Annotated in this window: 17 protein-coding genes and 2 tRNA genes; 7 read left to right on the forward strand and 12 right to left on the reverse strand. The window is 66.3% G+C overall.

Going from position 1 to position 21,661, the window contains the following annotated elements:
- Positions 1–53: 53 nt before the first annotated feature.
- The 3 genes from mnmA to QRM96_RS13605 all read right to left on the reverse strand — a co-directional run bounded on the left by mnmA (position 54) and on the right by QRM96_RS13605 (position 3,380).
- Positions 54–1,187: a tRNA 2-thiouridine(34) synthase MnmA gene (gene mnmA, locus QRM96_RS13595; RefSeq protein ID WP_285319982.1), complete on the reverse strand. Its 1,134-nt coding sequence runs from the start codon at positions 1,185–1,187 to the stop codon at positions 54–56.
- A gap of 162 nt (positions 1,188–1,349) precedes the next feature.
- Positions 1,350–2,579: a cysteine desulfurase family protein gene (locus QRM96_RS13600; protein ID WP_285319983.1), complete on the reverse strand. Its 1,230-nt coding sequence runs from the start codon at positions 2,577–2,579 to the stop codon at positions 1,350–1,352.
- A gap of 117 nt (positions 2,580–2,696) precedes the next feature.
- A complete protein-coding gene (locus tag QRM96_RS13605) occupies positions 2,697–3,380 on the reverse strand; it encodes a hypothetical protein (RefSeq protein ID WP_285319984.1) in 684 nt (227 codons plus the stop codon).
- A gap of 177 nt (positions 3,381–3,557) precedes the next feature.
- Between QRM96_RS13605 and QRM96_RS13610 the strand changes: the two genes are divergently transcribed.
- The 4 genes from QRM96_RS13610 (at position 3,558) to QRM96_RS13625 (ending at position 6,651) form a co-directional block, all read left to right on the forward strand.
- Positions 3,558–4,493: a J domain-containing protein gene (locus tag QRM96_RS13610; protein ID WP_285319985.1), complete on the forward strand. Its 936-nt coding sequence runs from the start codon at positions 3,558–3,560 to the stop codon at positions 4,491–4,493.
- A gap of 23 nt (positions 4,494–4,516) precedes the next feature.
- Positions 4,517–4,984 carry a tRNA (cytidine(34)-2'-O)-methyltransferase gene (locus QRM96_RS13615; RefSeq protein ID WP_133830986.1) on the forward strand — a complete coding sequence of 156 codons (468 nt, stop codon included), beginning with the start codon at positions 4,517–4,519 and terminating at the stop codon, positions 4,982–4,984.
- A 208-nt stretch (positions 4,985–5,192) separates the two neighbouring features.
- Entirely contained in the window at positions 5,193–5,801 is a 609-nt protein-coding gene (locus QRM96_RS13620) for a sigma-70 family RNA polymerase sigma factor (RefSeq protein WP_109863770.1), read from the forward strand.
- Positions 5,802–5,811: 10 nt separating this feature from the next.
- Entirely contained in the window at positions 5,812–6,651 is an 840-nt protein-coding gene (locus tag QRM96_RS13625; protein WP_109863769.1) for an anti-sigma factor, read from the forward strand.
- Between the two features lie 67 nt (positions 6,652–6,718).
- Here the strand turns inward: QRM96_RS13625 and QRM96_RS13630 are convergent, their stop codons facing one another.
- The 4 genes from QRM96_RS13630 to QRM96_RS13645 form a co-directional block, all read right to left on the reverse strand.
- Positions 6,719–7,498, reverse strand: coding sequence for a PIG-L deacetylase family protein (locus QRM96_RS13630; protein ID WP_026264262.1), 780 nt, complete (start codon positions 7,496–7,498; stop codon positions 6,719–6,721).
- A gap of 4 nt (positions 7,499–7,502) precedes the next feature.
- Positions 7,503–8,450 (reverse strand): electron transfer flavoprotein subunit alpha/FixB family protein, encoded by a 948-nt coding sequence (locus QRM96_RS13635; protein WP_285319986.1) that lies wholly within the window; start codon positions 8,448–8,450, stop codon positions 7,503–7,505.
- A gap of 12 nt (positions 8,451–8,462) precedes the next feature.
- Positions 8,463–9,254: an electron transfer flavoprotein subunit beta/FixA family protein gene (locus tag QRM96_RS13640; protein ID WP_018760252.1), complete on the reverse strand. Its 792-nt coding sequence runs from the start codon at positions 9,252–9,254 to the stop codon at positions 8,463–8,465.
- Positions 9,255–9,479: 225 nt separating this feature from the next.
- Positions 9,480–11,081: a S1C family serine protease gene (locus QRM96_RS13645; RefSeq protein WP_109863767.1), complete on the reverse strand. Its 1,602-nt coding sequence runs from the start codon at positions 11,079–11,081 to the stop codon at positions 9,480–9,482.
- A gap of 282 nt (positions 11,082–11,363) precedes the next feature.
- On the opposite strand from QRM96_RS13645, the gene QRM96_RS13650 reads away from it, so the two are divergent.
- The 3 genes from QRM96_RS13650 to QRM96_RS13660 all read left to right on the forward strand — a co-directional run bounded on the left by QRM96_RS13650 (position 11,364) and on the right by QRM96_RS13660 (position 15,855).
- Entirely contained in the window at positions 11,364–13,430 is a 2,067-nt protein-coding gene (locus QRM96_RS13650) for a TPM domain-containing protein (protein WP_285319987.1), read from the forward strand.
- Positions 13,431–13,538: 108 nt separating this feature from the next.
- Positions 13,539–14,327 carry a PspA/IM30 family protein gene (locus QRM96_RS13655; RefSeq protein ID WP_018760255.1) on the forward strand — a complete coding sequence of 263 codons (789 nt, stop codon included), beginning with the start codon at positions 13,539–13,541 and terminating at the stop codon, positions 14,325–14,327.
- 88 nt (positions 14,328–14,415) lie between these two features.
- Positions 14,416–15,855, forward strand: a complete 1,440-nt coding sequence (locus tag QRM96_RS13660; RefSeq protein ID WP_285319988.1) for a cryptochrome/photolyase family protein — start codon at positions 14,416–14,418, stop codon at positions 15,853–15,855.
- Here the strand turns inward: QRM96_RS13660 and QRM96_RS13665 are convergent.
- From QRM96_RS13665 to QRM96_RS13685, 5 genes are all read right to left on the reverse strand, one after another.
- The gene (locus QRM96_RS13665) at positions 15,845–16,777 is read right to left on the reverse strand and encodes a cytochrome b/b6 domain-containing protein (RefSeq protein ID WP_285319989.1); all 933 of its coding nucleotides are present in this window, start codon (positions 16,775–16,777) and stop codon (positions 15,845–15,847) included. The two genes, QRM96_RS13660 and QRM96_RS13665, sit on opposite strands and share 11 nt — an antisense overlap.
- A 136-nt stretch (positions 16,778–16,913) precedes the next feature.
- A tRNA-Met gene (locus QRM96_RS13670) sits at positions 16,914–16,987 on the reverse strand.
- Between the two features lie 145 nt (positions 16,988–17,132).
- Positions 17,133–17,206: transfer RNA gene (locus QRM96_RS13675), tRNA-Met, on the reverse strand.
- Positions 17,207–17,326: 120 nt separating this feature from the next.
- Positions 17,327–20,305: a UPF0182 family membrane protein gene (locus QRM96_RS13680; RefSeq protein ID WP_196803300.1), complete on the reverse strand. Its 2,979-nt coding sequence runs from the start codon at positions 20,303–20,305 to the stop codon at positions 17,327–17,329.
- A 165-nt stretch (positions 20,306–20,470) separates the two neighbouring features.
- Positions 20,471–21,544 (reverse strand): YlbL family protein, encoded by a 1,074-nt coding sequence (locus QRM96_RS13685; protein ID WP_018760259.1) that lies wholly within the window; start codon positions 21,542–21,544, stop codon positions 20,471–20,473.
- Between the last annotated feature and the right edge of the window lie 117 nt (positions 21,545–21,661).

A 21,661-nucleotide genomic window follows, 5' to 3' on the forward strand; every position in this document is an offset into this window, starting at 1 on the left:
GCACAGCAAAGGACCGCCACGGTGGAACCGCGGCGGTCCAGGGAACGGCAGGGTTACAGCGCGGCCCGCTGGAGGGACCGTGCGGCGTCGATGGTGGCCTGGCCCAGCACGCGGCTGCCCTGGTACAGCACCACGGTTTGGCCCGGGGCCACACCGCGCAACGGAGCCTCCAGCCGGACCATCAGCTGGCTGCCGGCAGCGCCGTCCCGGGCCGGCTCCACCCAGGCTGTGGCGGGTACGGGATCCCCGTGCGCACGGACCTGGGCGTGGCAGTTGAATTCCGCCCCCGAGTCCACCTCGGAAATGGGAAGGCCCGCCCAGGAGACCTTGATGCCACGGATCTCGTCGATGGCCAGCAGGGCTTCGGGACCCACGACCACTTGGTTCTCCTTGGGCCGGATTTCCAGGACGAAGCGGGGCTTGCCGTCGGCGGCGGGGGTACCCAGTTTGAGTCCGCGCCGCTGGCCCACCGTGAAGGCGTTGGCTCCCGGGTGCTCCCCCACCTTGGCGCCGGACTCGTCCACGATGTCGCCTGTGGTCATCTCGATTTTCTCGGCGAGCCAGCCGGCGGTGTCGCCGTCCGGAATGAAGCAGATGTCGTGACTGTCCGGCTTGTTGGCGACGGAGAGGCCCCGCCGCTCCGCTTCGGCACGGACCTCGGCCTTGGACGGTGTGTCGGCCAGGGGGAACATCGAGTGCTTGAGCTGTTCGTGGGTCAGGACCCCAAGGACGTAGCTCTGGTCCTTCGCCCAGTCGGCTGCGCGGTGGAGTTCCCGGTTGCCGTCGGCGTCCTCGATCACTTTGGCGTAGTGGCCGGTACAGACGGCGTCGAAGCCCAGGGCAATGGCTTTCTCCAGCAGGGCGGCGAACTTGATCCGTTCGTTGCACCGCATGCACGGGTTGGGGGTGCGGCCGGCGGCGTATTCGTCGATAAAGTCCTGGACGACGTCTTCCTTGAAGCGCTCGGAGAAATCCCAGACGTAGTAGGGAATGCCGAGGACGTCGCAGGCACGCCAAGCGTCCCGGGAGTCTTCGATGGTGCAACAGCCCCGGCTGCCGGTGCGGAGGGTTCCGGGCATGCGGGACAGGGCAAGGTGGACGCCGACGACGTCGTGCCCGGCCTCGACCGCGCGGGCGGCGGCAACGGCGGAATCAACTCCGCCGCTCATGGCTGCTAGTACTCGCATGCTGGCTTTCTGTTGGGGGACGCTTGCTCACCGGGGCCCGGGCGGCAAGGCCGGGCGGGCGAAACGATCTTCGCCTATCCATTCTACGGACCCGCGCAAATCGCCCCTGGCCGCCGGGACCTGACCCGGCAAACCCGCCCAGGGCACCAGCGCCCTGCGGAATCAGCTGCCGTGCAGTGCCTGCCGTGCCACGGTACCTGCGGTTTGGATGGTGGACTCGTGGCCGGCCATTCCGGCCTGGCGTGCACGTGCATAAGCCTCGGGCAGTGCCGCAAGCAGGGCATCGACGTCGGCCTCGGTGGAAGTGTGTCCCAGGCTGAACCGCTGGGCTCCCCGCGCGGTGTCCTCGTCCAGGCCCATGGCCAGCAGCACGTGGGAGGGCCGCGGGACGCCCGCGGTGCAGGCAGAGCCGGTGGACGATTCGATGCCCGCCAAGTCCAGGAGGAACAGCAGCGAATCCCCTTCGCAGCCAGGGAAAGTGAAATGCGCGTTGCCGGGCAGCCGACCATCACCGGGCGCACCACGGAGTACGGCTTCGGGAACCCGTTCGCGGATGCCGTCCACAAGGCGGTCACGCAGGGCAGCGATCCGCGCCGCCTCGGCGGGCAACGCAGCTGCAACGGATTCCGCAGCGGCGGCGAAGGCCGCGATGGACGCAGTGTCCAGCGTCCCGGAGCGGACGTCGCGTTCCTGGCCGCCGCCGTGCTGCACCGGCGTCAATGTGACCGAGCGGCCCAGCAGGAGCGCACCCACTCCGACAGGGCCGCCGATCTTGTGGCCGGAAACTGACATTGCGTCGAGGCCGGATTCCTTGAAATCCACGGACAAGGAACCGAATGCCTGGACGGCGTCGGAGTGGACGGGCACGCCGGCCGCGTGGGCCAGCTCCACGATGCGGCGGACGGGCTGGATGGTGCCTACTTCGTTGTTGGCCCACATCACGGTCACCAGGGCGACACTGCCGGGGTCGCGTGCCAGCTCCGCCTCCAAGGTAACCAGATCCACCACACCCTCGCGGTCCACGGGCAGCCAGGTAACAGCCGCGCCCTCGTGGCGCTCAAGCCATTCGACGGTGTCCAGCACCGCGTGATGCTCGACGGCGGAGCAGAGGATGCGGCGCCGCCTGGGGTCTTCTGCCACGCGGGACCAGTACAAGCCCTTCACGGCGAGGTTGTCCGATTCGGTGCCGCCGGAGGTGAAGATCACTTCTGACGGGTGTGCCCCGACGGCCGCGGCAATGGTCTCGCGCGCGTCTTCCACGGCGCGGCGGGCCCGGCGGCCGGAACCGTGCAGTGATGACGGGTTTCCGGTACGTGCCAGCTCACGCGTCAGTGCGGTGAGGGCCGCACCGTTGAGCGGCGTGGTGGCGGCGTGGTCGAGGTAGGCGGGCACCGTCCAATTCTAGCGCCCGCTGCCGCGGCAGCCCCGGGCACCAACCTCGGACGCCCCGATGGCGGCAGCCATCAGTTCACCGGCCAGGTCATAGTTGCGGTCCGCCCCCGCTTCGGCTCAGGCCGACGGCGGCACCAGGGGCATGTAGCGCGCCACATCCTTGCGGGCGGCGGCGAGCGACCCCGGATCCGGGCAGGAAACGGAGATGTAGGCCGACGAGCCCGCAGTGCCGAAGACCCTGGCAAGAACCGCGGTCGGCTTTCCGCCGTGCGCGGCAGGTTCCAGCACGAGGACCTCGACGCTCTTGCCGGGCTCTTCGACGCTGCCGCCCCACTGCAACGTCTCCGTCGTCAAATACGAGGGCTGGATGGTGGCGTCCAGGTACTGGAACAGGGCCACGGTGGACTCCCGGTCGTCCCCACGGACCAGCGGGCCCTGCCCGGTGCTGACCCGGGCCGCGACCACGCAACCGTCAGCCTTGGCGTATTGGCTTGCACCGGCTACGTCCTTCGTGACCGGCTTCCACCCCGGTGCACGCTGCAGCTCGTCAGAGATGCCCACCGGAACGCCCGGGGCCAGGGTGCCCCCGGCCGCAAAGGGCAGGTCCCGGGCTGCCACTGCCGCGGCGTCGTGGCCGGGGGTGATCGTTGGGGTGGACAGGGCCGGCGTGCTTGGCGGCGTTTCCGGGGCAGCAGGGTCCCGGACACCCACGCTGCAGCCGGCCAGCAGCACTGCCATTGCCAGCGGCACCCCCAGGCGCCATCCCCGGCCCGCCGGCACGGCCGTCGTCGGAAAACCCATTTCCACCCCGCATCCCCTGCAGCCGGTGTTCGGCTGTGCATCCACGAGTCTAAACTCCGGCCGCGGGGAACCCCGGCACCCCGGGCGCTCGTTGACAATGCAGGCCGACCATCCGGGCTGGCTAGACTGGGCGGGCACTTCGCTTTCCCCGTGGCGCTTGAAGAACAGGACGATTGCTTGACCGAGAGCAGCAGCTCCCACTACCAGGTCCTCCGTGTGGCCGTCACAGCCACTGAAAAAGAGATCAAAGTGGCGTACCGGCGCGCAGCCAGGTCTGCCCACCCGGACCACGGGGGTGATGCCGCAACGTTCCGCCGGGTCACCGCTGCGTACGAGACGCTGATTGATCCGCAGCGCCGCAAGGCCTACGACCGGTCCTATGGGGCGGGCGCCGCGCCGGCCGACGCCGGCGCCCACTTCGATGCCCCCGCGGCAGGGAGCCGGGCGTCCGCCACAGTCCGCAGACCGGGCGGCGGGCGGAACACGGCCGGGGACCCTCCGGTTTACGTTCCGCCTTACGAAGGGAGCGGCGTGGTCCCGCTGATTCCGTTGGAGCAGGCCGGCCAGCAGGTCCATGGGATGCCCCGGAAGAGGGGAATCTTCGGCGCCGAGGCCCGGATCCAGCGTGAAATGCGCACGGTGCAGCTCCTCTCCCGCCAGGTGCTGACGGCCATCCCCGCGGCCCGGCTCATCAACGGCCTGCAGTCGCCGGCGGACAACAGCCACATCGACCACGCCGTCCTGTCCGGCTACCGCCTCGCCTTGGTCAACTCGATGCTCCTGCCCAAGGGCGCCTATGCCTGGGACGGCCGCACCCTCAATCACGGGGGGCGTGCCGTGGCGCCCCCGCAGCTTGCCCGGGTGGTGTGGGCGATGCAGGACATCTTTCCGGAACTGAACGTCACGGGGTGGACCGTGGTGTTCAGCCCGGATGGCAACCTCCATGAGCCGGTGATCGACCATCACCGCCGCCCGGCAGGGCCCATGGAAACGGTCCAAATCGTCAACGCGGCCGGCCTGGTGCGCGGCCTGAAGGAGTTCCTTGCCGCAGGACCGGCACCCAACACCGTGAACGTGCCGGTCCTGGCCCGGCTGCTGCGCGGCATGCACTGACGGCGGTTGGCTAGGATGGGGACGTGTTCCGCATCCTCTTCCATGCCCCAGAAATACCCGGCAATACCGGCAATGCCATCCGCCTTGCCGCCATCACCGGCGCCGAACTGCACCTCGTGGAACCCCTGGGCTTCGACTTCTCCGATGCCAAACTGCGCCGTGCAGGCCTGGACTACCACGACCTCGCGGTGGTGACAGTCCACCGGAGCATCGAAGACGCCTGGGAACAGCTCAAGCCGGAGCGGGTCTACGCCTTCACCTCGGACGGTACAACCAGTTACACCGACATCCCGTACCAGCCCGGGGACGTCCTGATGTTCGGCAGCGAATCCGTGGGCCTGCCTGCGGAGCTGAAGACCGACCCCCACGTGACCGCAACAGTGCGCCTGCCCATGCTCCCGGCGCTCCGCTCCCTCAACCTCGCCAACGCCGCCTCCATTGCCGTCTACGAAGCGTGGCGCCAGCAGGGCTTCGCCGGGGCCAAGCTCTAGCACCCCGCCCGGCGGGGACAACCGGGACTGAACTCTTTTTTCGTCGATCCCATCCGGCTGCCGCACGGCTCCGAATGCCTTTTGAAACACATTCAAGCGGAGCAAGGAGCGGCAGGTGACATTACTCGAGGCGCATTCCAGGCGCGAACACCGCAACAGCCGCGGCACTGCCCGGGAATCTCCCGCCGGAGACTTATGCTTGGAAGTGATGGAAACTCCCAACGCGCCGAATCCCGAAGGCTCCGCCGCGGTGACCGATCCCCCAGCCGACATCAGCCAGCGGCTGTCGACGCTGCTTGCCGCTGTCGCCCGCGGGGACCAGGCCGCGTTTGCCGAGTTCTACCAACTCACGTCCCGCCGGGTTTTTGGCATGGCACGCCGGGTCCTGATCGACCCCGAACTCAGCGAAGACACAACGCAGGAAGTCTTCCTGCAGGTCTGGCAGAACGCGGCCAAGTTCGATCCGCAGGCCGGGAGCCCGCTGTCGTGGCTCATGACCATCTCCCACCGGCGGGCGGTGGACAAGGTCCGGTCCTCGCAATCCTCCACGGACCGTGAAGCGAAATACGGCGCCAGCACCCAGGACATCGACCACGACAGCGTCTCCGACGAAGTCGGAAGCCGGCTCGAGGCCGAGGCGGTGGTCCGCTGCCTGGAGACGCTGACCGAAACACAACAGGAATCCGTGCGCCTGGCCTACTACGGCGGCCTGACCTATCGGGAAGTCGCCGAACGGCTGAATGCCGCTGTTCCCACCATCAAGTCCCGCATCCGCGATGGACTGATCCGATTGAAGACCTGTCTGGGGGTGAGTTGAATTGAGTGACATGGACAACAGCCGCAACGACCGTTCGCGTGCGTTTGGCGACACCGTCGCCATGGACCTTGCCGCAGGCCGTGCCATCGACCTCGCCGAACTCTACGCCCTTGACGCGGTCACGGAGCACGAACGCGACGCGATTGACCAGTACATGTCCACCGCACCGGAAACGGAGCGCCTCGTCTTCCTGGAGCGTGTCCGCCAGTCCCGGGAGACGCTGGCCCGCACCTTCCGCGCGGAGGAGGAGCCGCCGTCGGACCTGTTCGAACGGATTGTGGCCCAGCTTCCCGCGGGCAGCGGCCGTACCAGTGCTGACGCCGTGCCCCCGGCCGTAGGCGCGGTAAAACCGCCAGAACCAACCGACGATCTCGCCGAGGCCCGCAAGCGCAGGGCGGAGCGCCGTCCGTCCGGCACCAGGCGCTGGCTGGTGGGCGTGGCAGCCGCGGCAGCGATTGCGCTGGGCGGCGTGGGAGTGGGCGCCTACCTGGCCGACCAGAATGATCCCGTCAACCAGGTCGTGCGTGCCGGGGACCTGCGCGAGGCGTCCGTCAACGTTCAAGGCGGCGGCAAGGCGACGGTGCTGATCTCCGCGTCAGAGGATGCCGCCGTGGTGAAAATGAGCGGCGTGCCCGCTCCACCGGCGGGCAAGGTCTACCAGATGTGGCTCATTCCCAAGGACGGCTCCGCCCCGGTGTCGCAGGGCCTGATGGACGAACAGGCACTCTCCAAACCTGCCGTGGTCCAAGGCATCCATTCGGCTGCTTCGCTGGGCATCACCGTTGAGCCGTCCGGCGGTTCGAAAGCGCCCACGCTGCCGACGGTTGCGGCGGCACCGCTCGGCGCCTGACCCGGCACCGGCGACCAACGCCAAAAGCCCCCCGTTCCCATGATCGGAACGGGGGGCTTCTTGCGTCCTAGAAGCCGGCGATGGTGTCCGGCCCGTTGACCGCCACCACGTGGAAGGCCTCGGCACTGCGCCCGCGCGGCATTCCTGCCCGCGCGGCGTTGGTGCGCATGCCCTGGCGCACGGTGGCTTCCATGGCCTCCACGTCGGGGTGCTGGCTGACGTGGACATGGATGGCGGCGAGTTTCGCGTCAACCTGGTCGGTGACATCGACGAAGTGGTTTTCCCGTTCACCCGGTCCCGCATAAAGCCAGAGCCACGGCAGCTTGTAGGCTTCCAGCCCGGCCTCCGCCAGCTCGGGATAGGCGAAGGGGTTCTCCAGTGCTGGGTACACGGCCCGGGTCACCGCCTCCCCCACTGCCAGGTGGTCCGGGTGGCTCTTCTGGATCCGCTGCCAGTTCCGTTCAGGGTGCATGGCGAGCACGACGTCGGGGCGGACTTCGCGGATCAGCCGCACCACGCCTTTCATCACCTCGTGGGAGGCCTCAAGGTAGCCGTCACGCTGATGGAGGTAGTGGATGTCAGTGACGCCCACCAGCTCCGCTGCCCGGCGCTGTTCGGCGTCCCGCATGGCGATGATGTCCGCGCGGTGGGCAGGATCGAAGCCGCCGGCATCGCCGTCGGTCATGATGCAGTAGCTCACCTCCACCCCCGCAGCCGTCCACGCGGCGATGGTGCCCGCTGCGCCGAAGTCGATGTCGTCGGGGTGGGCCGCAAAACAGAGCACCCGCCCAACCCGGTGTAATTCCGGGTTGAACGGGCTCCCTGCCTGCTCGCTGGAAGCAGTCAACGGATCAGCCTTTGCGCTTCTTGATCTCGGCTGCGGCCTGGGGCAGGACATCGAAGACGTCCCCGATGATGCCGAAGTCGGCGATCTCGAAGACCGGCGATTCGGCATCCTTGTTCACGGCGACGATGACCTTGGACGTCTGCATGCCGGCTTTTTGCTGGATGGCACCGGAGATGCCTGCCGAGATATACAGCTGCGGGGAAACGGTCTTGCCGGTCTGCCCCACCTGTGCGTCGTGGCTGATCCATCCGGCGTCGGTGGCTGCGCGGGAAGCTCCTACGGCGGCACCGAGGGCATCGGCCAGCTCCTCGACGGGACCGAAGTCGCCGTCCATGCCGCGGCCGCCGGCAACGACGATCCGGGCGTCGGTGAGGTCCGGGCGGCCGCTGGCCACCTTCTGCTCGCGGGCAGTGATGCGGGCAACGTTGGCGACGGCGGGCACCTCCACGGTTGCCGTTTCGGGCGTGGTGGGTGCGGGCGCGGGTTCCGGAACCACGTTGTTGGCCTTGAGCGTGAGCACGGAAACGGCCGTCGTGGCCTTGCAGGAGGTGTTGTACGAGCCGGCCAGGACCGACTTGTGCGCGGTACCGTCCGGGTCCACGGCGACGACGTCGGTGATGACGCCGGCGTTGAGCCGGATGCCCAGCCGCGCCGCGATCTCTTTGCCTTCCGGAGAGTTATCCAGCAGCACGATCCCGGCTCCGGCTGCCTCTGCCGCTGCGGCCAGGTAGGCTGCCTTGGGCGCTACGAGGAAATCACCCAGGTCCTCGGCCGACGGGTGCAGGACGGTGCCCACACCGTATTCCGCCAAGGTGGCGGCGACGTCGTCGGAAAGGTCTCCGTTGACCGCGACGGCGCTCTCCCCCAGGGAACGAGCCAGGGTCAGCAGCTCCAGGCTGCTCTTCTTGAGCGAAGCTCCGGGGCTGTCGATGAATACCAGTACTTTTGCCATGTCGTTGTCCCCTTAGAGCAGCTTCTGGGCGGCCAGGAAATCAACCAGCTTGATGCCGGCGTCGCCCTCGTCGGTGATGATGGTGCCGGCAGTCCTCGGCGGCCGCTGTTCGGCGCTGGTGACGGTGGTCCACGACCCTGCAAAGCCAACCTGGGCAGGGTCCACGCCGATGTCTGCGAGGGAGAGCGTGGTGATGCTCTTGCGCTTGGCCGCGATGATGCCCTTGAAGTTGGGGTACCGGGGTTCGTTGATCTGGTCCGTGACGGACACGACCGCGGGCAGTGCTGCTTCCACAGTCTCCGATGACGTGTCGGCGTCGCGCCGGGCAGTGAGCCGGCCGCCGTCGACCTCCAGCGAGGATGCGAAGGTTACCTGCGGCAGCCCGAGCCGCTCCGCCAGCTGGGCTGGGACCAGCGAGGTCTCACCATCGGTGGACGCCATCCCGGTCAGGACCAGGTCCACGCCGCCCAGGTGCCGGACCGCCGCCGCGAGTGCCAGCGAGGTGGCAGCCGCGTCCGAGCCGGCGAGCGCGTCGTCCGTGAGGTGGACGCCTTCGGTGGCGCCCATCTGCAGCGATTTCTTTACGGCGTTGACGGCCCCGGCAGGGCCCATGCTCAGGGCAATGACCTGGTTGCCGGCCTTGCTTCCGCCTCGGGCCTCGGCAAGCTGCAGGGCAGCTTCCAGGGCGTATTCGTCGAGCTCGGACAGGATGCTCTCGTCGCGGTCCGCGGTGTTGCCCTCGCCACCCAGGTGTCGGTCGAACTGGGCGTCCGGTACATGTTTGACCAGGACTACGATCTTCAATGTCTCTTCCACTGTGTTTACAGCAGCCTTCCATGCTTGTGGACAGCCAGCCGGGTGGGTCATGGCCGCGGAATGCCCGGCAGGCGGGTAGCTCCTAGCTAACCATATCGGCGCGTCCGGGCGCCCTCTTCCGTTAACGCCTGTGTCAGGTTTTCCGTTGCGCCGGACATGCCGACGGCGGCGCCCCCTGGGTGGGGACGCCGCCGTCGTGATGGCTTGGGCGTGTCAGCTGGCTGCCGCGCCGAGCGTGACGTCGAACGTCTGCTCCTTGCCGCCGCGCTGGACCGTGATCTTGACCGTGGAACCTGCCGGCTGCTCGCGGACCGCCGCGGTCAGCTGGTTCGGTTCACCGATGCTGAGGTCGTTGAACTTGGTGATGACGTCGCCGACCTTGATCCCGGCCTTCCCTGCCGGCGAACTGGCGTCAACCGTTGCTACGTCGGCGCCTACCGAGAATTCCGAGGACGCACCGGAGGTACTCTTCGCCTTGACGCTGACACCGAGCTGGCCATGGGAGGCCTTGCCGTTGTCGATGATCTCCTGCGCCACGCGCTTGGCGTTGTTGATCGGGATGCTGAACCCGACGCCGATGTTGCCGCTCTGGGACGTCGAGGTGCCGGAGCCTGCGGACGCGATGGCCACGTTCACGCCGATGATCTCACCCTTGCTGTTGACGAGGGCGCCGCCGGAGTTGCCGGGATTGATCGCTGCATCGGTCTGGATGACGTTGATGGCGATGGATCCCTGGCTCGAGCTTTGCTGGCTTTGTCCGCCGCCCGGAGGCGCAAACTGGAAGCCCTGGTCACCGCCCTGGCTGTTGTCACCGCCCTGCGGGGCTGCCGACGATGCCACACTGATGGTCCGGTTCAGCGTGGACACGATGCCATCCGTCACCGTCCCGGTCAGCCCAAGCGGTGAACCGATGGCGATGGCGGTGTCACCCACGTTGAGTTTGGAGGAATCCCCCAGGGTTGCAGGAGTGAGGCTTGAGGTGTCGTCCACCTTGATCACCGCGAGGTCGGACAAGGGGTCCGTGCCTACGAGCTTCGCGGGAAGGACCTTGCCGTCGCTGGTGCGGATTTCAAGGGTGGCGTTGGCCGTCTGGCCGTCCAGCGTGACCACGTGGGTGTTGGTGAGAATGTGTCCCTGGTCGTCAAGGACGATGCCCGAACCGGTGCCACCGGAGCTGCCGCTGGTGGCACTGATGGTAACGACACTGGGGGAAGCCTTCACCGCGGCGGCTGTAATGGCGTTGACGTCATCCTTGTTATTCACGATGACCGTTCCCGGCTGGTTGCTGCCACCCACCGCCGAGGTGCCGGAGCCGGCGTTTCCAAACAGTTCACCTGCGCCCACCGTTGCCACGCCGCCGCCCACAAGCCCAGCGGCGAGGATGCTGGCGATGAGGGTGCCGATGCCGAAGGTCGCCTTCCGGCGCGGAGCATCCTTGGGATTGGGCGCCAGGCCGACACTTGAATGCTGCATACCGGGCCCCGCGCCCTGGCCTGGCTGGCCGTTCTGCTGCTGGCCGTAGTATCCGGACTGGCCGTAGAAAGGCTGGCGCTGCGGGTAAACGGGCCTGGGAGCGCCGGGGAGCTCCTGGGTGTGGTCCTGGCGTGCTGCCTGCGGCTGGTCCAGCCGTTCCGTGGGGTCGTGCTGCTGGTCAGCGGCACCGTACTGTCCCTGCTCGTGGCCGGCATTGCCCCCGCCCCCGGACTGAGTGTCCGCCGGGCCGGCTCCGGGCTGCTGCGGGTCCTGCTGCTGCCAGGGGTTCCGGCTGCCCGCGCTGCCCTCCGGGACCGGTCCTGGCGTGTGATTCTCAGTCATGGGACTTCCTTTCATCCTTGTCTGCCATTAACTATGACCCGTCCCGCTGGAACAAGCTCGGATGTTTGCTGAAAGCTTCCTGAACGTCGTGGCGTTCCCATAGAACCCCGCAATGTGTTTCGCTGGCGGCATATTCGGCCGCATGGACTGGCTGTGGGGTGCACCATAGAATCAAGATGAATTGCCACAGCGACCTGCGGCTTCACACCAAGCGTGGGGGCGCTGCTGGATTCGACGACTGATTCGTCCCGAGTCGGTGTCAGGCGTGCTGAAGGGTTGCACATGCGGTCAAAGTTCAAACGTTTCCTCGCCGTGATCGGCCTTGCCGGGCTGCTCACGATTCCCGCCGGCGCGGCCTGGGCCGAAGACCCGGTGACCATTCCCTCCGGAACGAACATTGTTGATAATGCCAACGTCCTGGGCAGCCGGAAGGGCGAAGTCCAGGACGCCATCCAGAAGCTACTGAAAGACCACAAGTACAACCTGTACGTGGTCACGGTGAAGACCTTCACCAACCCGACCGATCCGGCCCAGTGGACCCAGAAAGTAGCTGAGCTGAGGACCATGGGCAGGGCTGACGCCGTCCTGGCAATTGCTGTTGATGACGGCAAGTTCAACTTCGTCACGAATTCGAGCAGCCCCATCCGGTCCAAGCAGGCCAACATCAGCCAAAACGCAGTCACCGCCAACCTGGCCGGGGGCAAGAAGGACTATGCGCAGGCTGCCATCGACACCGCCTCAGCAATCGGCGACGCCGCCAATGGCGGAAGCGGCAGTGTGTCTTCCGGTGACGGTGCAGGCGCCGCGGTTCTGGTTGGAGCCGGCGTCGTCGTGGCAGGCGGCGGCGCCTGCCTGTACTACCGCAACCGCCGGAAGAAGGCCGCAGCCCAGGCCTCCACGGGCAGCTACGGCCCCCAAGGTGCCGAGCTGGACCCATTGGCTTCGCTGAGCGTGGACGAACTCCGCCGCAAGAGTGGCTCCCTCCTGATCGAAGCTGATGACGCCATCAAGTCCAGCGAACAGGAACTCGGCTTCGCCCAGGCGCAGTACGGCGACTCCGCCGTGGGGAACTTCACCAAAGCGCTGGAGGAAGCCAAAGCCCACATGGGCGAGTCCTTCAAATTGCAGCAGCAGCTTGATGACCACATTCCGGACACCGAAGAACAGCAACGCACCTGGCTGGGCGAGATTATCCGCCGGTCCGAGGCCGCCCTGGCCTCCCTGCAGGAGCAGAAAGCGGACTTCGACTCACTGCGTGAACTGGAAAAGAACGCGCCCCAGGCCCTCGCGGCCGTCAATGCCGGAGCCCGGGAAGCGGACGCCAAGATTTCCACGGCCGAGCAGTCGCTTGCCGAAATGCGGTCCAAGTACGCGGACAGCGCGCTGACACAGGTTTCTGACAACATCGTCCAAGCCAAGGAGCGGCTGGCCTTCGTGCAGAACGCCTCGGCAACCGCGCAGCAGAAACTGGACGGGGGCGAGCAAAGCCTCGCCGCCGTGGCAGTCCGCGCAGCCGAGGAGAGCCTGCACCAAACCAACGTCCTGCTGGACGCCATCTCCAAGCTGTCCGCGAGCCTCGATGAAGCCCGGAACAGCGTCGAAACGGCGGTGGTGGACACGGCGCAGGACCTGGCGCAGGCAAAGGCCATGATCCAGTCCGGAACCCACGCCGAGCTGGCGGGCCCCGTGGCTGCGGTGGAAGCGGCCCTTGCCCAGGTAAAGAGCGAAATCCAGGGCGGGAAGATCGATCCTGTCGCCACCCTGCAACGTGTCGAAAGCGCGCACCAGACCCTGGACCAGGCCTTGACCGGCATCCGGGACCAGCAGGAGCAGGCGCGGCGCGCCCAGGCATCCCTGCAGCAAACCATCATGTCCGCGCAAGCCCAAATCAGCGCAACCTCCGACTACATCACAGCGCGGCGCGGCGGCGTTGGCACCGAGGCGCGGACCCGACTGGCCGAATCCCAGCGCAACCTCGACTACGCCCTCTCCATCGCACGGACAGATCCGGTCACGGCCCTGACTTATGCACAGCAGGCCCACGCCCTGGCGGCGCAGGCAGCACAACTGGCCCAGGCAGACGTTGACCACTTTGACGGCTACGCCAACCAGGGCTTCGGCCGTGGCGGCATGTTCGGCGGCGGCGGTGGCGGCGGCCTGGGCGGTGCCATCCTTGGTGGCATCCTGATCAACTCCATCCTGAACGGCGGCCACGGCGGCTGGGGCGGCGGTGGCGGCTGGGGCGGGGACTCCGGCGGAGGTGGCGGCTGGGGCGGAGACTCCGGCGGCTTCGGCGGCGGAGACTTCGGCGGCGGAGACTTCGGCGGCGGCGACTCCGGCAGTTTCTAGACCCTCCGCCGGCCCAGACCGGAGCAATCCGGCCGGCGGACAACAGCAGTACACCACTGTGCACCGGTTCCAGTGGGTCAACACAGAGCAGGACGAAAGGCAAACACCATGGTTAAGCAGTCCATTTTCGGCCGGATCGCACAGCTGGCAAAGGCGAATATCAACTCTTTGCTGGACAACGCCGAAGATCCGCAGAAGATGCTGGACCAGATGGTCCGCGACTACACGAACAACATCGCAGAGGCCGAATCCGCCGTGGCCCAGACCATCGGCAACCTCCGGATGCTCGAGGACGACTACAACGAGGACATCAAGAACGCCCAGGACTGGGGCAACAAAGCCCTCGCCGCCTCCCGCAAGGCTGACGAATTCCGCGCCGCCGGCGATGTGGCCGACGCCGAGAAATTCGACAACCTGGCCAAGGTTGCCCTGCAGCGCCAGATGGCGGCCGAGAGTGAAGCCAAGGGCGCTGAGCCGAGCATCGCCTCCCAGCGCGAAATCGTGGACAAGCTCAAGGTGGGCTTGGACCAGATGAAGAACAAGCTCAACCAGCTGACCAGCAAGCGCAATGAACTCGTCGCCAGGTCCAAGACCGCCGCTGCCCAGTCGCAGGTGCACGACGCCATTAAGAGCATCGACATCATGGACCCCACCAGCGAAGTCGGCCGCTTCGAAGAGAAGATCCGCCGCGAGGAGGCCAAGGTCCGCGGACAGGAGGAACTTGCCGCGTCCAGCCTCGATGCACAGTTCAACCAGCTGGAAGACCTGGGAGAGCAGACGGAGATCGAAGCCAGGCTGGCAGCGCTGAAGGCCGGGGGCAAGCCTGCCCTCGGCGCAGGCAGCCAGGCATCAACGTCCGGATCCACGGTGGACGAAGCCGACTTCGACAAGCTCTGACCTGCGGGATATCCGCTGCATGGAACAAGACAATGGCCGGGACCGGTGTCCCGGCCATTGTCTTGCCTCCAGTGTGTAGCGTGGTGGTATGGCATCCACTGAACAAACGTCCCTGGTATGGCTGCGCGACGACCTGCGCTTGGACGACAACCCGGCGCTGGACGCCGCGGCCCGCCTGGGCGGTCCCATGACGGTGGTCTATATCCTCGACGAGGAGTCCGAAGGAATACGCCCGCTGGGTGGTGCTGCCCGCTGGTGGCTGCACCATTCCCTGGTGGCGCTGGCAGCGGACCTGGAAGGCAAAGGTTCCCGGCTGGTACTGCGCCGCGGTGCCGCGGCGGGCATCATCCAGGACCTGGCTGCCCGGACCAAGGCGACGCATCTTTTGTGGAACCGGCGGTACGGCCAGCCCGAGCGGACCATTGATGCCGGGCTCAAGGACTGGGCCGGAAGCAACGGCATCGAAGCCGCCAGCTTCCAAGCCAACCTCCTCTTCGAGCCTTGGACCATTACCACGGGCGCGGGCGGCCCGTATAAGGTGTACTCCCCCTTCTGGCGGGCTTGCCTGGCCGCGGCGGACATCCGCGACCCCCTGGAGGCACCTGGGACATTGCCGGGGCCTGCTCCGTCCGGCCGCGGACTGCCCGCCTCAGACACGCTCAGCAGCTGGGCCCTCCTTCCCACTTCCCCCGACTGGAGCGGCGGCCTGGCCGAGGCCTGGGAGCCGGGCGAAAAGGGCGCAGCACACCGCCTGGAGGAGTTCCTGGACGGCCCCATCGAGGAGTACGGCACGGGCAGGAACCTTCCCGGCACCGATGGCACCAGCAGGCTGTCACCATACCTGCGGTTCGGCGAGATCAGCCCGTTCCGCGTGTGGCGCGAGATCCGCCGCCGCCACCCCCGCAAAATCCCTGCCGACGTCGGAACATTCCGCTCGGAACTGGGCTGGCGCGAGTTCAACTGGCATCTGCTGTACCACAATCCGGACCTGGCCACCCAAAACTTCCGGCCGGCGTTCGACAAGTTTCAGTGGGGGTCGCCAGGCAAACGGGAACTTGCGGCGTGGAAGCACGGAAACACGGGCTATCCCCTGGTGGACGCCGGCATGCGGCAGCTCTGGCAGACGGGCTGGATGCACAACCGCGTCCGGATGGCGGCCGCATCCTTCCTGGTCAAGAACCTCCTGACAGATTGGCGGATCGGCGAGGAATGGTTCTGGGACACCCTGGTGGACGCGGACGCCGCGAACAACCCGGCCAACTGGCAGTGGGTGGCGGGTTCCGGCGCCGATGCCTCACCGTACTACCGGATCTTTAATCCCGTCACGCAGAGCAAGAAATTCGACGCCAACGGAAGGTACCTGCGCGAGTTCATCCCCGAACTTTTGGAGCTGGACGGCAAAGCCATCCATGAACCCTGGAAGTCAGGGGTCCAAGGCTACCCGGAACCGCTCGTGGACTTGCCGGAATCGCGGGAGCGGGCGCTGAACACTTACCAGCAGCTCAAGGACTCTGAGGCTAGCGGCTGACCTTGCCCATAAGGGACGCGATGGGGCGCAGGAAGATCGGACGCGCCAAGAACCAGGCGGCCACCATGACCGCGACCGACGCAAGGAAAACCCAGAAGCCGAACCAGCCGTCGTCGTCGCTGACACCGTACATATGGTTCAGGTTCCGCAGCGCGCCGGTGGTGAGCACCAGGAAGACGTGGACCACGATGAAGGCGACGAAGTAGATCATCACAGGGAAGTGGACGGCACGCGCCCATTCAATCGGGTAGGCCTTGTTGAGCCTGGCTGCCTTCTTTGGCCACGCGGAGGACATCCGCAGGCCGGTGATGAATGCCAGCGGCGCCGCAATGAAAACAGTGACGAAGTAGGCCAGGAGCTGCAGCGCGTTGTAGTTGATCCAGCCATCCTCCGTGGGCCAGTCCAGCGACGCGTATTGCAGCGCGGCAGAGAGGGCGTTGGGAACGACATCCCAGCTCGTGGGGACAATGCGCATCCACTGGCCGGTGGCAAACAGCAGGACAGCGAAGACCAGCCCGTTCAGGATCCACAGGGCATCAAGGGTCAGGTGGAACCAGAGCTCCAGGCTGATCTTGGTGGGCGCATTCCTGGTACGGATCAAGCCCTTGTTGTTGCGGGTCCAATGCCCGCTGGGACGGGTGGTGGTCCGCACCTGCCATCCGGTGCGGATGATCAGGAGCAGGAAGAAACCGTTCAGGAAGTGCTGCCAGGCGAGCCACGCCGGGAACCCAACAGGGGCGGAGGCCGGCAGTTCAGATTGGCCCGGGTAATCGGCCACGAACGACGCAACGGCGGGCAGTCCCATCAGCAGCCTGGCGGCCAGCACTGCCAGGACCAGTGCCACGAGGACGGCGGGAACCGCCCAATAGAGCCGGGACCGCTTACCCGTCGCGGCGCCGGGCTTCTTCGTGGGTGTGGCCATCGAACAACATACCTCTCAAGAATGGCGTATGGCTGCCCACGGATCGTGGGGTCCTCGAAAGAGAATACTAGGAACTATGCGCATCCAGGCAAAAAGAAGGCCCCGCCGGCGTAACTGCCGGCGGGGCCTTCATAAGTTGCGGGGACAGGATTTGAACCTGTGACCTCTGGGTTATGAGCCCAGCGAGCTACCGAACTGCTCCACCCCGCGTCGCTTGATCAACACTACCCTACTTTTGCGGCGGTCCCGACCACCCTGAGCACCACCGGGGCACGCCTCCCGAAAGGCTCTGCGCTGTCGCGCGGGCAAAGCAGAAGGCCCGAACATTGTTCCCAATGTTCGGGCCTTCTTCCAGTTGCGGGGACAGGATTTGAACCTGTGACCTCTGGGTTATGAGCCCAGCGAGCTACCGAACTGCTCCACCCCGCGTCGCAAGAACTACTTTACCGGGAGGTGAACCGGAGGCCAAATCGGCGGGGCGTGACGTCCGTTACGCCGGCCCGGCACCCGCGCCCGTGGAGGCTGGGATGCCGGGCCGCCGTCGTCGGACTAGCGGCTCGCTGACGGGGACGGCGTCGCCGAAGGTGAACCGGAGGCGGCCGGTGCCGGCGTCGCCTCCGGAGCCGTGACCGGAATCTTGGCTTCGGCCTCCATGGCCTTCTGCAGTGCGGCCGCGACCTTCTTCTGGGCCTCGCCGTAGGCGGCGAAGTCGCCCGCCGCAAGGGCTGTCTGGCCGGCCTGGATGGCCGAGTTGGCGTCATCCAAAGCCGCCTTCAGCTGGGCCTTGGCGTCGGCTGCCGCAGGCGTCGAAGGCGCTGCCGGCCCGGCGGGCGTTTGCCCGTTATTGGCCGAGTCTCCGGCTGCTGCCCCCGAATCGCCTCCGAAGAGCTGCTTCAGGGCTGCGTCCAGGGTGGGCGCGAAGCCCACCTTGTCACCGAATGCCACCAGCACCCGCTGCAGGGTCGGGTAGGAGGTCTCGCCCGTCGACTTGAGGTAGACGGGCTGGACATAGAGGATGCCGCCGCCCACGGGCAGGGTGAGCAGGTTGCCGTTCAGCACATCCGATGCGCCCTGCCGCAACAGGTTAAGGGCCTGCGACACGGTGGGGTCCGAGTTGAACTTATTCTGCGCCTGCCCGGGGCCGGGGACCTGGGTCTCCGGCGGAATCTGCAGCAGCCGCAGCTTGCCGTAGCCGTCAGCCTTCACCCCCGCCTGGTTGCCGGCGTCCGAGTCGGCGGCCAGGAAGCCATACAGGACGTTCCGTGCGTTTCCGTTGACAATTTGCGGAATGAACGACGATGTCAGCTGGAACGCCGGCTTCTGCTGGTCGGGCATCTGCAAGGACATGTAGAACGGCGGCTGCTTGACGTCCGTGTCCACAGTGGGATCAGCCGGAGTGCTCCACACGTCGTTGTTCTTGTAGAAGCTGATGGGATCCGTCACGTGGTACTGCCCCAGGAGCTCCCGCTGGACCTTGAAGAGATCCTCCGGGTAGCGCACGTGGCTCATGAGCGCACCGGACATCTCGGAGTACGGCTTCAGCGAGGACGGGAAGACCTTCTGCCAGGCCTTCAGGACGGGGTCGGTATCGTCCCAGGCGTACAGGGTGACCGAGCCGTCGTAGGCGTCCACCGTGGCCTTGACCGAGTTCCGGATGTAGTTCACCGTGCTGTTGGGCAGCGCCACGGCGCGGCCGGAACTGGTCTGGGAATCAGCCGTCGCATCGGAGAGCTGCTTCTGCTGCGAGTAGGGGTAGTACTGGCTGGTGGTGTATGCATCCACGATCCACTTGACCCGGCCGTCCACCAGGGCGGGGTAGGATCCGCCGTCCACCGTCAGGTACGGGGCCACCTTCTGGACGCGTTCGCGGGGGTTCCGGTCGTACAGGATTTGCGATTCGGAGTTCACCCCGTCCGAGAGCAGCAGGTCCGAGGACTGGAATTTGATGGCGTACAGGATCTTGTTGAAGAAAGAGCCGACGTTCGGACCGCCGTTGCCCTTGAAGGTGTACTGGGTTTCGCCTTCGCCTTCCTTGCCGGACGGGCGGTCCTGTTCGCGCGGGGTGGCGCCGTCCGGAGCTCCCACGATCGAGTATTCCGGCGAGGACTCGCCGAAGTAGATCCGCGGCTCGTAGGTGGAATCACTGCCGAGGACGCCGGTGGAAGGGATGCCGGACTGCAGGAACTCAGGTTTGCCGTCCACCGTGAACTTGTTGCCCTTGGCGGCCACGACGCCATAGCCGTGCGTGTACACCACGTGCTGGTTGAGCCAGCCCTGCTGGTTGGTCTGCACGTTGGTGGGGTTCAGCTCGCGCACCGCGATCACGGTGTCCTGGATCTTGCCGTCCACCTCGTAGCGGTCCACGTTCAGGGCCTTGGGGAACTGGTAGTACGGGCGGTACTGTTCCAGCTGCGCGAAGGCGTCCGAGATCAGGTTGGGGTCCAGGAGCCGGATATTGGCCGTGGTCTGCGCATCAGGTGCCAGCGCACCGGTGCTGGCCGTGTTCGTGGCGTCGTAGCGGGTTTCCTGGATGCCGTCCAGGCCGTACGCCCTGCGGGTGTTGTCGATATTGCGCTGGATGTACTGGCTTTCCAGCGTCTGTTCGGACGGACGCACCTGGAACTGCTGGATCACCCACGGGTAGACGCCGCCGGCCAGGATGGACGTAATAATCAGCATTGCCGTGCCGATCACCGGCAGTCGCCAGCGGCCGATGACGGCAGCGACGATGAACAGGACTGCCACCAGGGCGGCCGCGACGGCGAGGATGGCCTTGGTGGGGATGACGGCGTTGACATCGGTGTACAGGGCGCCGGCCCAGCGGCCGCCGTTGTTCTGCACGGACGAGAAGCGGTCCAGCCAGAAGTTGACTCCCAGGAGCACCAGGAAGGCCGCACCCGTGACCGCTATATGGATTTGTGCTGCGCGGCTGGTGAAGACGCCGCGCTCCATGAGCCGGATGCTGCCGTACAGGTAGTGGGTGAGGATCCCCGCGATGCCGGCAATGACCACCACGCTGATGAGGAACCCGGTCACGAACCCCAGGAAGGGCAGGGTCATCAGGTAGAAGCTGATGTCCATGTTGAACTGCGGGTCGTTTTGCCCGAAGCCCACCTGGTTGAAGAAGAGCAGCACCTTCTGCCACTGGCTCGCCGCGGCGCTGCCCGCAAACAGGCCGAACAGGATGGGAAGCCCCACCATGACAATCCGGCGGACCGGCTCAAGCTGGGCCTGGTACCTGTTAAGGTTGTCCCGCACCTCCGAATCCGGCGCGTAGACCGGCCGGGCGTTATAGGCGATCCGGATCGCGAAGAACACAGCCGCGAACATGAGGGCGAAGCCGGCCACGAACGTGGCAATCTTGGCCAGGTTCTCCGTGATGAAGACCTCGATGAAGCCCAGCTGCCGGTACCAGAGGACGTCGGTCCAAACGTTGGCGAAGAAAATGAAGCCCACAACCACCAGGGCGACAACGATCAGGGTGGGCGTCAAGGCGCCGCGACGTGAAGGGGGTCTGCCTGTGGGCATGGTGCTGGCGGGACGGGACAAACTGGGTACCTCATAGCTGGTCGTCAGAATATTCGAAGCGTGCGAGCGACGCACCCTACCGGCCAAAAACGGCTGGTATGGTCCGTCATCTGTGCCACGAGTGGCGGTGGAGCTTAGTTCCTGTCGGTTCTAGATGCGCCCAGTCTAGTTGTTTGCGCAGGTCGGCAGGCCGGACGTGTCCTGTCCGCTGCCTGCGGCTTCCACCGCGTGCCGGGCCTGGGACAAGTTTTCCACCCGGACCACCTGGAGTCCGTCCGGAACATGGCCGGCCACCTCGTCGCAGTTTCCGGCCGGCGCCAGGAAGAGCGTGGCGCCGGATGCGCGGGCACCGCGCATCTTCTGTGCGATCCCTCCGATCGGGCCCACCGTGCCGTCCGGGGCGATGGTGCCCGTGCCCGCGATGTGCTTGCCGCCCGTGAGGTCACCCGGCGTCACGGTATCGATAATGCCCAGCGAAAACATGAGTCCTGCGCTCGGTCCGCCCACCTTGTCCAGGGAAATCTGGACTTGGAAGGGGAAATTGAACAGGTACTTGAGCATGACGCCAAGAATGTAGCGGCCTTGGCCGTTGTCCTTGGGCGTGATGTCCAAGGTAACGGGCTGGCCTCCTCGCTCCACCGTTACCGTGGCCGGTGCACCCTTGCCTGCCGCCAGCTCATCCTGGATGACGGACAGGGACGTGATGTCCTTGCCGTTGATGGTCTTCAGGACGTCGCCTTGCTGGATCTTCCCGGCGGAAGCGGAATCCTTTGACAGGTCCGCGGCCTGGAGCTGCTGGCTGAAAGGAATCTTGAGTTCATTCAGAGCCGACGCGACGGCGTTTTCCTGGGACGTGGTCATGGCCACGGCGCTTTGCTCCTGGGCCTCTTCCTTGGTGGTACCCGTGGGGTAGATCAATTCTTCCGGGTACACGGCTTTGGAACTGTCCAGCCACGCGGAGAAAGCGCTGAGGATGCTGACGGAGCCGGTGGGCCCGCCGTCAACGTAGACCGTGGTCAGGTCCAGGCTTCCGGCCGCAGGATAGGTTTCATGGCCGCTGACACTGATGACCGGATGCCCTTGGCTCTCCCCCAGCGTGTTGTAGGTGGGCCCGGGGGACTCGATGACATACGGCACAGGCAGGGTCCCAACAGCAATGCCCAGCCCCAGCGCCGCCAACCCGGCAACCATCATGGTGGACAGGCGCCTGCCCGGCCGCCCGCCGTCGTCCGCAACCATGCCCCCTCCTGAGCCGCTGCCGTCCTCGCCGTCAAGGGGGCCGTTGCCTCCCGTTGGTTCCGGACCGGAGAAGGGGCGAAGCTCGGGAACGTGGTCCTCGGAGGAATGGCCGCCACG

Origin of the sequence: Pseudarthrobacter sp. lyk4-40-TYG-27 (assembly GCF_030209295.1) — a bacterium.
Classification (GTDB): domain Bacteria; phylum Actinomycetota; class Actinomycetes; order Actinomycetales; family Micrococcaceae; genus Arthrobacter.

Bases quoted from the DNA above. Each gene is read 5' to 3' on its own strand.
- QRM96_RS13625 (WP_109863769.1), top strand. From the start codon at position 5,812: ATGGACAACAGCCGCAACGACCGTTCGCGTGCGTTTGGCGACACCGTC.
- mnmA (WP_285319982.1), bottom strand. From the start codon at position 1,187: ATGCGAGTACTAGCAGCCATGAGCGGCGGAGTTGATTCCGCCGTTGCC.
- QRM96_RS13635 (WP_285319986.1), bottom strand. From the start codon at position 8,450: ATGGCAAAAGTACTGGTATTCATCGACAGCCCCGGAGCTTCGCTCAAG.
- QRM96_RS13605 (WP_285319984.1), bottom strand. From the start codon at position 3,380: ATGGGTTTTCCGACGACGGCCGTGCCGGCGGGCCGGGGATGGCGCCTG.
- QRM96_RS13680 (WP_196803300.1), bottom strand. From the start codon at position 20,305: ATGCCCACAGGCAGACCCCCTTCACGTCGCGGCGCCTTGACGCCCACC.
- QRM96_RS13620 (WP_109863770.1), top strand. From the start codon at position 5,193: ATGGAAACTCCCAACGCGCCGAATCCCGAAGGCTCCGCCGCGGTGACC.
- QRM96_RS13660 (WP_285319988.1), top strand. From the start codon at position 14,416: ATGGCATCCACTGAACAAACGTCCCTGGTATGGCTGCGCGACGACCTG.
- QRM96_RS13650 (WP_285319987.1), top strand. From the start codon at position 11,364: ATGCGGTCAAAGTTCAAACGTTTCCTCGCCGTGATCGGCCTTGCCGGG.
- QRM96_RS13685 (WP_018760259.1), bottom strand. From the start codon at position 21,544: ATGGTTGCGGACGACGGCGGGCGGCCGGGCAGGCGCCTGTCCACCATG.
- QRM96_RS13645 (WP_109863767.1), bottom strand. From the start codon at position 11,081: ATGACTGAGAATCACACGCCAGGACCGGTCCCGGAGGGCAGCGCGGGC.
- QRM96_RS13655 (WP_018760255.1), top strand. From the start codon at position 13,539: ATGGTTAAGCAGTCCATTTTCGGCCGGATCGCACAGCTGGCAAAGGCG.
- QRM96_RS13665 (WP_285319989.1), bottom strand. From the start codon at position 16,777: ATGGCCACACCCACGAAGAAGCCCGGCGCCGCGACGGGTAAGCGGTCC.